At 56.7% G+C, this 14569-nt stretch carries 12 protein-coding genes; 1 reads left to right on the top strand and 11 read right to left on the bottom strand.

Annotated elements, in window-relative coordinates; genetic code table 11:
• Positions 1-12: 12 nt before the first annotated feature.
• From ACFQ0F_RS06360 to ACFQ0F_RS06395, 8 genes are all read right to left on the bottom strand, one after another.
• The gene (locus ACFQ0F_RS06360) at positions 13-570 is read right to left on the bottom strand and encodes an RNA methyltransferase (protein WP_379070296.1); all 558 of its coding nucleotides are present in this window, start codon (positions 568-570) and stop codon (positions 13-15) included.
• On the bottom strand, positions 567-1586 hold the full coding sequence (gene galE, locus ACFQ0F_RS06365) for a UDP-glucose 4-epimerase GalE (protein ID WP_379070299.1): 1020 nt from the start codon (positions 1584-1586) through the stop codon (positions 567-569). Before galE ends, ACFQ0F_RS06360 begins: the two co-directional genes overlap by 4 nt.
• Entirely contained in the window at positions 1583-3076 is a 1494-nt protein-coding gene (glpK, locus tag ACFQ0F_RS06370) for a glycerol kinase GlpK (RefSeq protein ID WP_379070302.1), read from the bottom strand. The genes galE and glpK overlap by 4 nt, the downstream gene beginning before the upstream one ends.
• A gap of 68 nt (positions 3077-3144) precedes the next feature.
• Positions 3145-3693, bottom strand: coding sequence for a transcription/translation regulatory transformer protein RfaH (rfaH, locus tag ACFQ0F_RS06375; protein ID WP_379070305.1), 549 nt, complete (start codon positions 3691-3693; stop codon positions 3145-3147).
• 59 nt (positions 3694-3752) lie between these two features.
• Positions 3753-5237: a phosphomannomutase CpsG gene (locus ACFQ0F_RS06380; RefSeq protein ID WP_379070308.1), complete on the bottom strand. Its 1485-nt coding sequence runs from the start codon at positions 5235-5237 to the stop codon at positions 3753-3755.
• A 55-nt stretch (positions 5238-5292) separates the two neighbouring features.
• Positions 5293-6618 (bottom strand): UDP binding domain-containing protein, encoded by a 1326-nt coding sequence (locus ACFQ0F_RS06385; protein ID WP_379070311.1) that lies wholly within the window; start codon positions 6616-6618, stop codon positions 5293-5295.
• On the bottom strand, positions 6615-8291 hold the full coding sequence (gene pgi / locus ACFQ0F_RS06390; protein ID WP_379070314.1) for a glucose-6-phosphate isomerase: 1677 nt from the start codon (positions 8289-8291) through the stop codon (positions 6615-6617). Before pgi ends, ACFQ0F_RS06385 begins: the two co-directional genes overlap by 4 nt.
• Positions 8288-9172 (bottom strand): UTP--glucose-1-phosphate uridylyltransferase, encoded by an 885-nt coding sequence (locus ACFQ0F_RS06395; RefSeq protein ID WP_379070317.1) that lies wholly within the window; start codon positions 9170-9172, stop codon positions 8288-8290. The genes pgi and ACFQ0F_RS06395 overlap by 4 nt, the downstream gene beginning before the upstream one ends.
• A 131-nt stretch (positions 9173-9303) precedes the next feature.
• Between ACFQ0F_RS06395 and ACFQ0F_RS06400 the strand changes: the two genes are divergently transcribed.
• Positions 9304-10629, top strand: coding sequence for an O-antigen ligase family protein (locus ACFQ0F_RS06400; RefSeq protein ID WP_379070320.1), 1326 nt, complete (start codon positions 9304-9306; stop codon positions 10627-10629).
• On the opposite strand, the gene ACFQ0F_RS06405 is transcribed toward ACFQ0F_RS06400, so the two are convergent.
• The 3 genes from ACFQ0F_RS06405 to ACFQ0F_RS06415 form a co-directional block, all read right to left on the bottom strand.
• Complete coding sequence (locus ACFQ0F_RS06405) at positions 10573-11883, bottom strand: nucleotide sugar dehydrogenase (RefSeq protein WP_379070323.1); 1311 nt, start codon at positions 11881-11883, stop codon at positions 10573-10575. The two genes, ACFQ0F_RS06400 and ACFQ0F_RS06405, sit on opposite strands and share 57 nt — an antisense overlap.
• Before the next feature lie 92 nt (positions 11884-11975).
• Entirely contained in the window at positions 11976-14000 is a 2025-nt protein-coding gene (locus ACFQ0F_RS06410; RefSeq protein WP_379070326.1) for a polysaccharide biosynthesis protein, read from the bottom strand.
• Positions 14001-14020: 20 nt separating this feature from the next.
• A complete protein-coding gene (locus ACFQ0F_RS06415; protein ID WP_379070329.1) occupies positions 14021-14569 on the bottom strand; it encodes a sugar transferase in 549 nt (182 codons plus the stop codon).

The following is a 14569-nucleotide window of genomic DNA, read 5'->3' on the forward strand; positions in this document are numbered from 1 at the left end:
AGCTTAAGCGCGCTAAACTTTCAGCCGATTGCGATTATCTCGGCTCGCCAAAATCAGCTCATCGCCAGTTTTCATCTCATCACTTAAACCGCGCTTTAGCAGCCGGTCATAAAGCAGCACATTCACCGTCGCCGCCAAATTTAAGCAGCCAATGGTGGGGATATACACCACCGCATCGGCCTCACTAACCACCGACTTCGGCAAGCTGCCATCCTCGGGGCCAAACACATATAGCGCACGTTCGGGATGCTCAAACTCAGGCAGACTCATGGCGCCTAAGGCTAGCTCAACACAAACGATTTTTGTGCCCTCAGGTAGCTGGGCTTTTAACGCAGACCAGTGATCGGTGCGCGCTAAGGTCACCCGTTGCTGAACATTTTTCGTATCGGTGTGATGCTTGGCGGCGATGTCGTAGCGCTGACCGGTGTAGTAGACCGCTTGCGCGTTGAAGCAGCCAACAGCACGCAACACTGAGCCAACGTTATCGGGGGTTTTCGGGTTTTCTAAGCCGATGGCAACGAAGCCGCTCACCTGTTTAGGAACGCTCTCGGCGTCTGCTGCCAAGCTCATGCGCCCTTAAAGCCATTTGGGTTTTGCGACTGCCAGCGCCACGTATCACGCATCATCGCATCAAGATCGCGCGACGCCTGCCAGCCCAACTCAGTGCTAGCTTTCTGCGGGTCGGCATAGCAAGTAGCAATATCACCCGCACGGCGCGGCACTATCGCATAAGGCACTCGTGCCCCGCTGGCCTGCTCAAAAGCACGAATCATTTCCAGCACCGAATAACCCTGGCCAGTCCCAAGATTCCAAGTGTGCACACCGGCCTCGCGCGCTAAAAATGCCAGCGCGGCAACGTGACCCTGAGCCAAATCCACGACATGAATATAGTCGCGCACACCGGTGCCATCGGGCGTGTTGTAATCGTCGCCAAAGACCGAGAGCTTGGCTAATTTGCCCACCGCGACTTGGCTAATATAGGGCACAAGATTGTTCGGGATGCCATTCGGATCCTCGCCAATCAAGCCACTTTCGTGTGCGCCAACGGGATTGAAATAGCGCAGCAACGCCACGCGCCAACGCGCATCCGACAAGCTCACGTCACGCAAAATATCTTCGACCATGAGCTTGGAGCGACCATAAGGATTGGTCGGTCGGCCAACCGGGCATTGCTCGCTAATCGGCATCTCGGCCGGCTCGCCATAGACAGTAGCCGAGGAGCTAAACACCAGCGTAAACACACCGGCATCACGCATGGCCTCGACTAGCACTTGCGAGCCATGAACGTTGTTATCGTAATATTTCAGCGGCTGCTCAACGCTCTCGCCCACTGCTTTCAGGCCAGCAAAATGAATCACCGCGCTAATCGCATGCTCAGCAAACAGCGCTTTTAAGCAGGCGGCATCGCGAATATCGCCTTCCATGCAGGCAATGGTTTTACCGGTGATTTGCTCGACTCGGCGCAATGACTCGGCGCTGGCATTGCTGAAGTTATCCAGCACTAACACCTCATGGCCCGCAGCCAGCAGCTCAATGAGAGTGTGTGTGCCGATGTAGCCAGCGCCGCCGGTTACTAAAATCGTCATGCGTTTGGCTCCGAGGCAACGCGGCGCACGGCATCGAGCCAGCCGGTGTAAAGCGAGCTACGCTTGTCATCACTCATGGTCGGCTCAAAGCGGCGGTCACAACTCCACAGCGTCGAAATATCATCTAAAGAGGTGAAAATACCGACCTGCAGACCGGCCAAAAATGCCGCGCCCAATGCCGTAGTTTCTGTGACCACGGGGCGATCCACCGGCACGCCAATGATATCGGCCAGCGATTGCGCCACCCAATTATTCACCACCATGCCACCATCGATGCGCAGCGTGGTGACAGGCGAAGCGCCATCGCGAGTCATGGCTTCCATCAGGTCGCGAGTCTGGAAGCACACCGACTGCAAACCAGCAGTAACAATCTCACCAATGCCAGTGTCACGAGTCAGGCCAAAGATGGCACCACGCGCACGCGGATCCCAATACGGCGCACCTAAGCCGGTAAACGCCGGCACCATATACACGCCGCGAGCATCGCCAGTAGCCTCGGCAATCGCCTGAGTTTCCGAGGCACAGCCAATGAGCTTGAGGCCGTCGCGCAGCCATTGAATGGTGGCGCCAGCAACAAAAATCGAGCCCTCCACTGCATACGTGGTCTCGCCATTAAGACGATAGGCCACGGTAGTGAGCAAGCGATTTTCCGACTGCACAATGGTGCTGCCGGTGTTGGTAATCATGAAGCAACCTGTGCCGTAGGTGCTTTTCACCATGCCCGGCGCAAAACAGGCTTGGCCAATGAGTGCCGCTTGTTGGTCACCAGCAACGCCACAAATAGGGATGGGCGCACCTAAAAAATCCGGTGCACAGCGGCCAAAATCGGCGCTGGAATCCTTCACCACCGGCAGTAGCTCGGCGGGAATATTAAACAGGCGCAGCAACTCTTCATCCCAGCATTGCGTACGGATATTAAACAGCATGGTGCGCGAGGCATTGGTGGCATCGGTCGCATGCACTTTGCCATGCGTGAGCTTCCACAATAACCAGCTATCGATGGTGCCAAAGGCCAACTCGCCACGCTCAGCGCGGGCTCGAGCATTGGGCACATGATCGAGCAACCAAGCCAGCTTTGTTGCCGAGAAATACGGGTCCAGCAGCAGGCCAGTGCGCGATTGAATCAGCGGCTCATAGCCTTGCTCTTTTAACTCAGCACAACGCTCACCAGTACGGCGGTCTTGCCAAACAATGGCGCGATGCACCGGCATGCCGTTGGCACGATCCCAGAGCACGGTGGTTTCGCGCTGATTGGTAATGCCGATGGCGGCAATATCACGCGCATGCAGGCCGCCCTTGCGCAGTGCATCGCGGCAGACGGTCTCGGTCGCCCACCAAATATCCATGGCGTCATGCTCAACCCAGCCATCGGCGGGAAAATGCTGCTTAAGCTCGACTTGAGCGCTGGCGACACGGTTACCGGTGCCATCAAAAACGATGGCGCGCGTGCTAGTAGTGCCTTGATCGATCGATAAAATATAGTGCGGCATGATGATGTAATTCTTATTGCTAGGACAAAACAGGGCTTACTTTAACGGCAAACAGTCTGCTGTAACATTCAATCCGAAATTTTTAGCGACTGAATGGGCATGCTCACACGCTGCTCTTGATGCAACAGTTTTAGCAACAGCACCACACGCTCGGTGCCATCGCGGGCAGCAACGACGGCATCTAGACCAGCCAACGGGCCTTCGTTAATAAGCACGTCTTGGCCAATAGCAAAGAGTGCTGTTGGGTTTTCACTACCGGCATCTTGCCCAGTTTCGCGCGCTTGTAAGGCATCGACGATGGCATCGGGAACGGCCAACGGCAGCTCGCCGAAGCGCAAGACCTTGGCAACGCCACGAGTGGAGCGAATCGGCGCCCAGTTGTCGTGCTTGGTGCAGAGCTGAACGAAAATGTAATGCGGAAATAATGGCTCAACGACAACGGTGCGCTTACCTCGACGCAGAATCTCACGCCGTATAGTTGGCACAAATCCTTGATAGCCCTGATTGGCTAGCTGCTCCACCGCGCGCTCACATTCGCGCGGCTTGCACTGCAAGACATACCAACGCCGCGAGGCCTCTATATCTAACTCTAGCATTGAGCCTAAACCATCAAGCATCCGGCGCTCCTTGCCTCGTTACGGTATCAGCCCTAAACATGGCTGCTAATGCGCATAGTTTATGCCGTAATAAGCGCTCGCAGCCAGTCGGTTTTCGTCTGCATGAGTTTGCTGTCGCCGCGCGACTCAACATTGAGGCGAACCACAGGCTCGGTATTACTCATGCGCAAATTAAAACGCCATTGCTCAAACTCACGAGACACACCATCGAGCATAGACTCACTGACTAGCGTTTCGTTGTTGGCCTTAACCTCTGCTTGCACAGCGGCATCTACGCGATTGAGTGCAGCGGCGGCATCGTCGACCTTGAAATTAATCTCACCACTGCAGGGGTAAGCCGCCTGTGCTTCAGCAACCAAACTCGACAGCGGTTTGCCATCGGCGGTTAAACGCTCGAGCAACAATAGCCATGGGATCATGCCGGAATCACAGCAGTAGAAATCGCGGAAATAATGGTGCGCCGACATCTCACCGCCATAGACCGCACCCTCGCGGCGCAAGGCGCCTTTAATGAAGCTATGGCCACACTTGCTGACCACCGCACGACCGCCCATCGCCTCCACTTGCGCAATAGTGTTCCAGGTTAAGCGTGTGTCATAACACACCGCGCCATTGGGCTCGTACTTGAGTAACTGCGTGCCGAGCAAGGCCACCAAATAATAGCCCTCGATAAACGCACCGGTTTCATCAAAGAAAAAGCAGCGATCAAAGTCGCCATCCCAGGCAATGCCCAAATCAGCTTTTTGCTCGCGCACAACACTGGCGGTGTCTTCTTGGCATTTTGCCAACATAGGATTAGGCACGCCGTTGGGGAACTGTCCATCGGGCGTGTGAAATACGCGTGTGATGTCTAGCTTGAGGCCTTCGGCGATATTGTCAAAAAATGGGCCGGCACAGCCATTGCCAGCGTTCACAACGACTTTTAATGGCGTATCGCGTTGCGCGAGCTCGGCTTTTAACTTGGGGAAATCAACGAAAGAGCGGACTTTTTCGCGATAGGTGTCGGCAATTGGCATTTTTGCGTGCAACTGCGGGTCTGCTTGATATTGGTCGCCGTTAGTTAGCGGGCCAAAGTTATAAGACTGCACGCCAGCTTCAGCTGCCTGCTCGTTTAGCAGTTGCCGCGTCAGCACTTCCATTTCTGCCAAACCATCATCGCCGCTAATCGGCCGCGACTCATAACGCACCATCTTAATACCGTTATCGCCCACCGGATTGTGGCTTGCGGTAATCATCACGCCGCCGCCCATGACTTCGCCATTCAAGCCCGATGAGCCCGCCGCGTGATACACCATCTCGGTGCCAGCCAAACCAATATCGCGCGTCGCCACACCTTCGGCATTCAGCCCTGCCGCCAAGGCCCGCGCAAAATCCTCGCTGGTGTCACGAATATCGTAGCCAATCGCCACCGGCCCCTGCGGCTGAATCACTCGCGCATAAGCCCGACCAATCGCATACACCATGTCGATATGCAGCTGCGCCGGCACTGGCCCACGCACGTCATAGGCTTTGAAAGCAGGAAGTTTTTGCAAGGGCGTAGTCATAAAAGGCCTTAATAGATAAAGATGAATAATGTTGGCAGAAACTTAGTACGAAAATCTAAAACACATCCCCACGGCCAATGCCCACGTACGTGAAGCCCTGCTCGCGAAGATAGTCGGGATTGTAGACATTGCGGCCATCGAGGATGAATGGCTGGCGCAGGCCGGCGCGTATGCGGGCGTAGTCTGGGCTTTGGAAAATCTCCCAAGCGGTGACCACAATGAGGGCATCCGCGCCAGCTGAAGCCGCGCTCGAAGAACAGTTCAGCACATCATATGGCTGATCAACGATCTCGAGCAGCGGCTGATCCGGATAGCATTCGCGCAAGCTTTGGGCGGCGAGCGGATCGTAGACGCGGGTGCGCGCGCCTTGGGCCCAGAGGGCTTGCAGCAGTGGGTGCACGGCGGAGTCTTGCACGCTGGCGGAGTTGGGTTTGTAGGCGGCGCCCCAGATGGCGAAGCAGCGACCGCTGAGGTCGCCTTCGAAATAGCGCCAGAGTTTGCGAAAAAGAATGTCGCGCTGGCGTTCGTTGATGCGCAGGGCATTGGCGATAAGAGTTTGCTGGTCGATGGAAGCCTGCACGCTGCGCGAGAAATCGAGGAGCTCATCGGAGAAGCTGGGGCCGCCAAAGCCGCAGCCGGCGTCGAGATAGTCGGAGCCGATGCGCGGGTCGGCGGCGAGGCCTTGGCGCACAAGGTCGATGTCGACGCCGACGCTTTCGCAGAGCGTAGCCATCTCGTTCATGAAACTCATGCGCGTGGCGAGCATGGCGTTGACGCTACTTTTGATGAGCTCGGCGGCGGCGAGCGGCACCAGCATGACTTCACCGGCGCGGCGCGTCATTGGACGCAGGGTTTCGAGCATGAATGCGGTGTGAGCCTCGTCATCGCAACCGATGACCAATAACGGCGGTTTCGCCAGGTTAGAGAGCATGCTGCCGCCGCGTGCGAAAATCGGCAGCGCGTAGACCATGGCATCGACGGCCTGCTTGAGCCGCGCCAAAGTGCCGAGCGGATATGGCGAAAGTACCACCAGCGGCGCCAAGGCAGTGCCACGCTCTGATTCTAAACGCTGGGCATAAGCCAAAAGCTCATCTGCAGATCCACCAAGTGCGAGCCAATGCTGATCAATGGCAAAGGCATCTGCGTTGACATCACTTGTGCCTGTAGCCATCAACCCTACGCCACTGCTCAGCGTGAGCAAACCTTTGGGCACCAAATCGTGTAATTGCGTGAGCAGGCCGGGTTCACGCGCGAGCTCAGCGTCGGGTGTGCGCAAGCAACGCGACCAATCGGCGCAGAGCGTGACGGTGTGGCCGATGCCAGCAAGATGCACAGCAGAGGTCCAGGCAAATGGAGTGTTACCGTGAACAACGATTTTCATGACAACTGCTCCTTGTCGGCGCGCGACGAAGCCCGCTCCCAGCCGGCGCGACCATCGGCAATCACGCGCAATAACTGCTGTGTCGAACCATCGTAATCTTCGGCACTGGCAGCACCGGTCATCACCGAGTGGGTGGCAGTAGCAATTTTCTTGCCTAGCTCCACGCCCCATTGGTCAAACGGGTTGATGTTCCACAGCGCCGAAGCCACATACACTTTGTGCTCATAAAGCGCGATGAGCTGGCCCAAGCGATACGGCGTGAGTTCATCAAACAGCAGCGTCGACGACGGCTGATTACCACGATAATAATGATGGCCTTGGCGCGTAGCATCGCCGAGCATGAGCACGCGCGATTGCGCCAAACAGTTGGCCAAAGCCAGCTGCTGCTGGTGCTGCAAACTCGAGCCAGTGTCGTCATCGCGGCTATAGCGGCGTATCGGCGCGATGAAATCGCAGGCCACCGGTTGCGTGCCTTGGTGCAGCAATTGGTAAAACGCGTGCTGGGCATTGGAGCCCACCTCGCCCCATAAAATCGGGCAGGTGGCGTAATCAATCGGCTTGCCGAGGCGGTCGACCGACTTGCCATTACTCTCCATTTCCAGCTGCGTGAGGTAGCTCGGAAACAGCTTCAGGCGCGCATCGTAAGGCAAAATGGCTTGGCCATTAATGCCTAAAAACGTGCTATTCCACACCTGCAAAAGCCCCATCAGCACCGGCAGGTTATCGGCCAATGGCGCTTGGGCGAAATGCGTATCCATAGCGTGCGCACCGGCGAGTAGCTGTTTAAAGCCCGCCATGCCCAACTTCAGCGCGATAGGCAAACCAATGCCCGACCACAGCGAAAAACGCCCACCGACCCAATCCCAAAAACGAATCTGATTGGACTGAGGGATGCCATAAGCGGTCATCTTTTCTGGTTTCGCCGACACGCCAATAAAGTGATGGCGCAAAATTCGGGCCCGGTCGCTAATGCGCGTGCGCATCCAAGCGATGGCGGTTTCGGCGTTAGATAAGGTATCGATGGTCGAAAACGACTTCGAAGCAACCACAAACAGCGTGGTTTCTGGGCGCAAATGATCGAGCAAATCGGCGAGCTGGGTACCATCGATAGAGCTAACAAAATGCACATGCAGGCCGCGCGCTTCCGGTGGCGCAAACTCAGCCAACGACTGCGTGGCCAAATACGGGCCTAAATCGGAACCACCGACACCAATACTGACGACATCGCTGATGGCCTCGCCAGTCACGCCACGCCATTGCTGAGCATGAATGCGCGACACGATATCACTCATGCGCGAGAGGCTGGCGTGTATCGCCGGCACCACATCCTCACCCTCCACGACTAGCTGGCTCGTGGCTGGCAAACGCAAAGCCGTGTGCAAAGCCGCGCGATCTTCACTTTGGTTCACGCGATCGCCGCTGAGCAAACGCTCAATGGCGCGTGGTAATTCGCAGGCCTCAGCTAAGGCCAATAGGTCGTTGAGCACAGAGGCATCGAGGCGTTGCTTGCTGAAATCGAAAAGCAGGCCATCATGCGTGCGCGTTAGCTCGGCGGTACGCGTCGAAGCACCTTTCGTGCCCCAAACATCGCGCAAATGGCGCTGCTGCCAAATCGGCGCCTGCGCTGCCACCGCCTGCCACTCGCTGAGTTGACTCCGCGCTTTACTGCTCATAAAAGCCCCGGCAACCAAGCGCGCAGCGGTGCGGCGAGCTCGGGGTCGCGCAGGGCCAGCGCCATATTGGCTTGCGCGTAGCCAAGTTTGCTGCCGCAGTCGTAGCGCACGCCGGCGAAGCGGTGGGCGCGGATGTCGTGCTCGGCGAGCAACGCACTGATGCCATCGGTGAGCTGAATTTCGCCACCAGCGCCAGGCCTCACATCGGCAAGTGCGGCGAAGATGGCCTTGGGCAGCACATAGCGCCCGACCACGGCGAGATTGCTGGGCGCGACATCGGCGGCGGGCTTCTCCACCATCGCCGCAATGCGCTGTGCGGAGGAATCAGCCAGCGACACCACACCATAGCGATGCACCTGATCGCGCGGCACTTCTTCCACCGCCAATGACCATGCGCCTGTCGCCTCGTGCAGCGCCACCATATCGGCCAAACAGCCCGCCGCGCCCGCACCCGACAACGGCGCATCAATAAAATCATCCACCAACATCACCGCGACGCCATCGCCCGCGCTAGCCAATGCCGCCTCAGCACCACACGCCACTGCGTGACCCAAGCCCAGCGCCTGCGGCTGCATGACCACTGTCACTTTCAAACCTTCAGGCACTGTGCCGAGCAATGCCGCTAGCAAGTCTTTTTTGCCTTTAGCGGTCAATTCAGCCACCAGCTCTGGATCGGCTGGCTGCAAATGCGTCTCCAACCCCGACTTCTTCGGCGAATTCACCAGCACCACATGGCGAATGCCTGCGCGCCACGCCTCCTCCACCGCGTATTGCAGCAATGGCTTGTCGACCACCGGCAGCAACTCTTTCGGCACCGACTTAGTGGCCGGCAAAAAACGCGTGCCAAGACCGGCAACAGGAAGAATGACAGTTGAAATCACAGGGAGTTCCTTAAACTTTATTGGCCGCAAGAGTGGGCGCTTTTGTTGCAATTATAATAGGGCTAAAGATAACCCACGAAGCTAGCATCACGCTAATCTTGCGCCCTAACGCAAACCTAGAGACTTACGCGATGACGAAAACTGCGCACATGACCGGGGCATTGCTACTGCTGTGTGTTTTAACGCTGATTTTTTCGCCGGTGGCGCGCTTCCCGAGTGTGTGGATATTGCTGAGCGTGAGCGCTGTCGTCTTTGTCGCAACAGTCTTAAGAGGTGTAGTAACTGGGCGTGTAAGCGAAAGCGGGCGCGTGGGAATGCTCCGGCATATCGGCGAGCTAGGCTGGGTTGCTCTGCCTGTGAGTGTAGGCTTGCTTAGCAGCTTGGTGTTGTCGGTATACCCGTGGCAGGGGGCGATAGTGCTTGCGGAGTTCATCGGGGCGCTGGTAGTTGGCCTTACGGTGGCTATTTTGGCGCAGGTGGCTACCAGCCAAGGAGTCACAACTCAACGAAGTTCATGCCAAGGAGCTCTGGAAAGCTCAAGTGAAAGAATGTGGCTTGGGCGCGGTATTGCCAGCTGCTGCGTGGTGACGGGGCTGGGGGCGTTGTGGCTGATCTACACGCCTAAGCATTCGGCAATGGTCGTTGCGTGGCTCAATAGCGTGGAGAATATGAATTATTGGGGGTTCGCGTTCTCTCTGCTAATTAGCTGCAGCGTCGCGGTGGTGCTCAGCGGCCGAATCGGCCGTTTAGGCATCACAGTAGCCCTGCTTACCCTTTTAGCCGCCGCAGCCCTCTTCACTTGGCTCAGCCTCAGCTATCCCAGCCGTGGCGCACTACTCGCGGCGCTGTGCTCGATCACCTTACTGGTGTTACTGCGTTTTACCCGCCTACCGCTAAAATGGCTATTTGCCGGCACCGCAGGCACCTTCATCTTTGCTTGCGTGGCCACCTTCATCATTCAAAGCGCTGGCTGGATGAGCTATGACACGCTCAATGCCCTCAGCTCACGGCGGCTACCCATCTACGACACCACGTGGGGCTTGTGGCAGCAGGCACCGTGGTTTGGCTGGGGCCTCGAGGCCTATAAAAACCATGGCGCAGTTGAAGTCGCTAAACATATGGACGGACTATTTTTCCCGGCACCGCACAATATTTTGCTGGAAATACTGTATTCGCTGGGTGTGATTGGCTGTGTATTGGTCTTGGCCACGCTGGGGCGTATTTTGTGGCTGGCCATGCGGGCGGCGAGAGAGGCCAGCAACCCATTCGCTGGGCTGCTGGCTACCGCCATCATCACCACCTTGGTGCTGCACGGCGCTACCGATTTGTCGATCTATCGGCCCTATTTCTTCCTGCTGGTGTTTGCGGCGTGGGGTTTGGTGCAGGGCTCAGCGCCGCACTTACAGTCGCCACAACGCCAAGCCGGCGGCAGCAAAGGCGGCGCGATCAAACACTGACTTCACATCGATCACTGGCGTGCCAACACCAAACGCCGACACCAAGGCCGCAGGATCGAGGGCCTTAACTTCGTTATGCGCCACGGCGGCGAGCACAGCATCTACGCGCGGCACAGTGCGCCAATCGGCTACCAGCTCCACGCCGTACTCTTCAAAAGCTTCCGACACATTTGCAACAGGGTCCCAAAGTGCAACGTTTAAGCCGTGGTCGCGCAATTCGTTGAAAATATCGATGACTTTGCTATTGCGAATGTCGGCGCAGTTTTCTTTGAAGGTTAGACCCATGAGCAGCACGGTGGCACCGGCGCGCAAGCGATCGGCCTTGAGCATTTCACGGATGGTTTGCTGAGCAATGTAGCTACCCATGCGGTCGTTAATGCGGCGACCGGCCAAGATAACTTCGGGGTTGTAGCCCAAGGTTTGGGTTTTGTGGGTGAGGTAATACGGGTCGACACCAATGCAGTGGCCGCCAACCAGGCCTGGGCGGAATGGTAAAAAGTTCCATTTCGTACCGGCGGCCTCGAGTACTTCTAGGGTGTCGATGCCCATCAGGTTGAAAATCACCGCTAACTCGTTGACCAAGGCGATATTGACATCACGCTGGGTATTCTCGATCACCTTTGCCGCCTCGGCGACACGAATGCTCGATGCGCGATACACGCCGGCTTCCACCACCGACTCATACAGCGCCGCCACGCGGTCTAGCGACTCGGCATCGTCGGCGGCGACTATCTTGGTGATGGTCTCGAGACGGTGGGTTTTGTCGCCGGGCACAATACGTTCGGGCGAATAGCCGAGCTTGAAGTCAACGCCGCGCACATAGCCCGACAAGCGCTCCAAGATCGGTGCGCAAACCTCATCGGTCACACCGGGGTAAACCGTGGACTCGTAAATCACCACCGCACCGCGCTTTAAAAACGGCGCAATGGTCTCGGTCGCACGCACCACAGGCGTGAGATCTGGATTTTTCTCTTGATCAATTGGCGTTGGCACAGCCACCACGACATAGTCGGCCTGGCTTAAATCACTGCCCTGCGAGGTAAAGCGCAACTGAGTAGACGCCGTAAACGCCTCAGCTTCCATCTCACCAGTCGGATCGTTACCGGCGCGGTAGGCCGTGAGCTTAGCTTCGCTAATGTCAAAGCCAATGGTCGGCAACACACGACCAAATGCTAGCGCTAGCGGCAAGCCAACATAGCCTAAGCCAATGACTGCAACGGTGGCATTTGCCAACAGCGGAGATGGATGCACCATGGATACTCCAAAAAATACAGAACTAAAAACAACTCAGGCCAGTAAGGTAACCCAAACTGGCCTGAGCAGAGAACGCTATCGATCGAAAATAACTAAACCGGTGTCACCTGCGACTCATTGTATGGCAGGTCTAGTTCGGCCTCAAAGGCAGCAATCGACATGGCATCCTCGGGGCGCTCATCCAGGCAGCCAGAATTATCTTCAGCCGCGAAGTCAGGCTTATAGCCGTGGATGCTCAACAGCAGCAATTGCTTCAGGCCGATGGTGTCGCGCATTAAAGCCAACTCTTCTATTTCCGCAAACAAAGCCTCGATGCGTGACAGCGGGTAAAAGCGCTCATGTGCCTTGTAAATAAGCGGATGGTCGGTGTGCTCAATTCCCTCATCGCTAATGAGCAGCTCCTCATAAAGCTTCTCGCCAGGGCGAAGGCCAGTAAACACAACTTCAATATCGCCATCGGGCTGTGAAACAGTACGCTCGCTAAGGCCAGAAAGTCGGATCATCTGCCGTGCTAAGTCTAAGATGCGTACGGACTCGCCCATCTCCAGCAAAAACACCTCGCCGCCTTTGGCCATGCCGCCGGCCTGAATCACCAGCTGCGCAGCCTCAGGAATAGTCATGAAGTAGCGGGTAATATCTGGGTGAGTCAGTGTGATCGGACCACCCTGGCTGATCTGTTTACGAAATAGCGGCACGACTGAACCTGAGCTGCCGAGCACATTGCCAAAGCGCACCATGGCGTAACAAGTACCCAAGGTGCCAGGCACTATCGGCTCGGCGGCCAAGGCCTGTAGCACCAGCTCAGACAAGCGCTTAGAGGCACCCATCACATTGGTCGGGCGCACGGCTTTATCGGTGCTCACCAGCACAAATGTCTCAACGCCAGCATCGCGTGCGGCCACTGCCGTGTGGTAGGTGCCCAGACTATTATTAATCACGCCTTCAAACGGGTTGGCCTCAACCAAGGGCACATGTTTGTATGCTGCAGCGTGGTAGACCGTCTCCACGTGGTGATGGCGCATCAGTCGTTCTAAGCGGGCTTGGTCCATGACACTGCCGAGTATCGGCACCAGTGTGGCATCGGGAAAGCTGGCACGAAGTTCGCGCTCGATGCTGTAGAGGCCAAACTCGCTGTGATCAAACAGGACGAGAGTATCTGGGCGGGCGGTGAGCAGCTGACGGCATAACTCAGAGCCAATAGAGCCTGCCGCGCCTGTTACGAGCACCGTGCGGTCGGCGACGTGGTGACGAAACAACGCTAAATCTGGCGGCACAGCATCGCGCCCGAGCAAGTCGAGGATGTCGATGTCTTGCACATCATTAAGCGAGATATCGCCAGACATCACACGGTCAAGGCCGGGCAACATACGAATGTGTATGTCGCGCTCGCCAGAGGCTTTCTGCAAGCTATCGATAATATCGCGACGGCGAGAGCGGCTCACCGAAGGCATGGCAACAATGACTTCGTCGATATCTAAGCGCTCTATAAAGCGCTGAGCTTGGCGGCCCGACCACACCGGCAAGCCGTTGATGCGGGTGCCAATGAGCTCTGGGTCGTCGTCGAAAAAGCCAGTGAGGCGGTACTGCGCCATGCCAGCGGCAGCGGCCATGATTTGGCGACCGGCTTGGCCAGCACCGAAAACGGCGAGATTAGTGTGCTGCTCACGGCGTTTGAGCAAAACAAAAAGCACAGTGCGAATGAGTGCGCGGCTGACCCAGAAGTGCAGCATGAGCAAGGCGCCGGTGATGATGATGACGCTGCGCGGCAAGGTGTGGGTGATGCCAGCGCTAGCGGCTACCCAGAGCAGCATTGCCCAACTAATGCTGGCAAATAGTGCTGATTGCAAATAATGCTCATCGAAGGCACGCACCACGGCGCTATACACACGAGTGAACAAGGCGCAGACGATCATGAGGATGATCATGAGCGGGATGTCGAGCATCTGCGCTTTGCTGGGTAGGTCTAGCTCGCCCATGCGCACACTGAGTGCCAGCGTGAACAACACTGGCAACATAAAAATGTCGATCAGTAGCAGCACAATCTGCTTGGCGCGGCGCGGCGCTTGGTGCAGCCAGCTTAGCCAGTCGTGTTTAGGAGCAGGCTTGGATTTAGGCATTGGCACTCACCCACAAGTGACTATTTACGCACACGATCCCCGCTCCCCTTGCCTGTCAAGGTTTGCAGTATATAGCGGAAGTAGTTGTTGACCGAGAGCTCAGCCAGCATTTGTGCATCAGTTTCGGCCAGCAAGCGTGGCGTAGACATATCGATGTCGTTGACTTGTGCCAAGCCGGTGATGCCTGGGCGTGCAGCAAACACACCACGGCTCTCGCGCTCGGCGGTAAGCTCAGTTTGATTAAACAAGCCAGGGCGCGGGCCAACTAAGCTCATGTCGCCGGTTAATACATTCCACAACTGTGGCAGCTCGTCGAGCTTAGTCTTGCGCAAAAAGCCGCCAAGCTTGGTGATGCTAGCGGATGAAGCTAAATGACTGGCGACAGAGGCGGTATCTACCGACATGGTGCGGAATTTCACTAGCGTAAAAGGCTTTTGGTTACGGCCTACGCGCTCTTGGCGAAATATGGGTGAGCCAGTGTCGAATAGGCCAATGAGGTAAATAATTAACAGCACGGGGAAGCCAAATACCAAACCAGCTAGTGAAAAAATAAAATCAAGTAAGCGCAT

The sequence above is a fragment of the Paraperlucidibaca wandonensis genome (genome assembly GCF_042677145.1).
Classification (GTDB): domain Bacteria; phylum Pseudomonadota; class Gammaproteobacteria; order Pseudomonadales; family Moraxellaceae; genus Perlucidibaca; species Perlucidibaca wandonensis.

What these genes read in the sequence shown, in the direction of transcription:
- pgi (WP_379070314.1), bottom strand. Translation starts at nt 8,291, where the DNA reads ATGAGCAGTAAAGCGCGGAGTCAACTCAGCGAGTGGCAGGCGGTGGCA.
- rfaH (WP_379070305.1), bottom strand. Translation starts at nt 3,693, where the DNA reads ATGCTTGATGGTTTAGGCTCAATGCTAGAGTTAGATATAGAGGCCTCG.
- ACFQ0F_RS06385 (WP_379070311.1), bottom strand. Translation starts at nt 6,618, where the DNA reads ATGAAAATCGTTGTTCACGGTAACACTCCATTTGCCTGGACCTCTGCT.
- ACFQ0F_RS06415 (WP_379070329.1), bottom strand. Translation starts at nt 14,569, where the DNA reads ATGCGCTTACTTGATTTTATTTTTTCACTAGCTGGTTTGGTATTTGGC.
- ACFQ0F_RS06410 (WP_379070326.1), bottom strand. Translation starts at nt 14,000, where the DNA reads ATGCCTAAATCCAAGCCTGCTCCTAAACACGACTGGCTAAGCTGGCTG.
- ACFQ0F_RS06380 (WP_379070308.1), bottom strand. Translation starts at nt 5,237, where the DNA reads ATGACTACGCCCTTGCAAAAACTTCCTGCTTTCAAAGCCTATGACGTG.
- ACFQ0F_RS06360 (WP_379070296.1), bottom strand. Translation starts at nt 570, where the DNA reads ATGAGCTTGGCAGCAGACGCCGAGAGCGTTCCTAAACAGGTGAGCGGC.
- ACFQ0F_RS06400 (WP_379070320.1), top strand. Translation starts at nt 9,304, where the DNA reads ATGACGAAAACTGCGCACATGACCGGGGCATTGCTACTGCTGTGTGTT.
- ACFQ0F_RS06405 (WP_379070323.1), bottom strand. Translation starts at nt 11,883, where the DNA reads ATGGTGCATCCATCTCCGCTGTTGGCAAATGCCACCGTTGCAGTCATT.
- galE (WP_379070299.1), bottom strand. Translation starts at nt 1,586, where the DNA reads ATGACGATTTTAGTAACCGGCGGCGCTGGCTACATCGGCACACACACT.
- glpK (WP_379070302.1), bottom strand. Translation starts at nt 3,076, where the DNA reads ATGCCGCACTATATTTTATCGATCGATCAAGGCACTACTAGCACGCGC.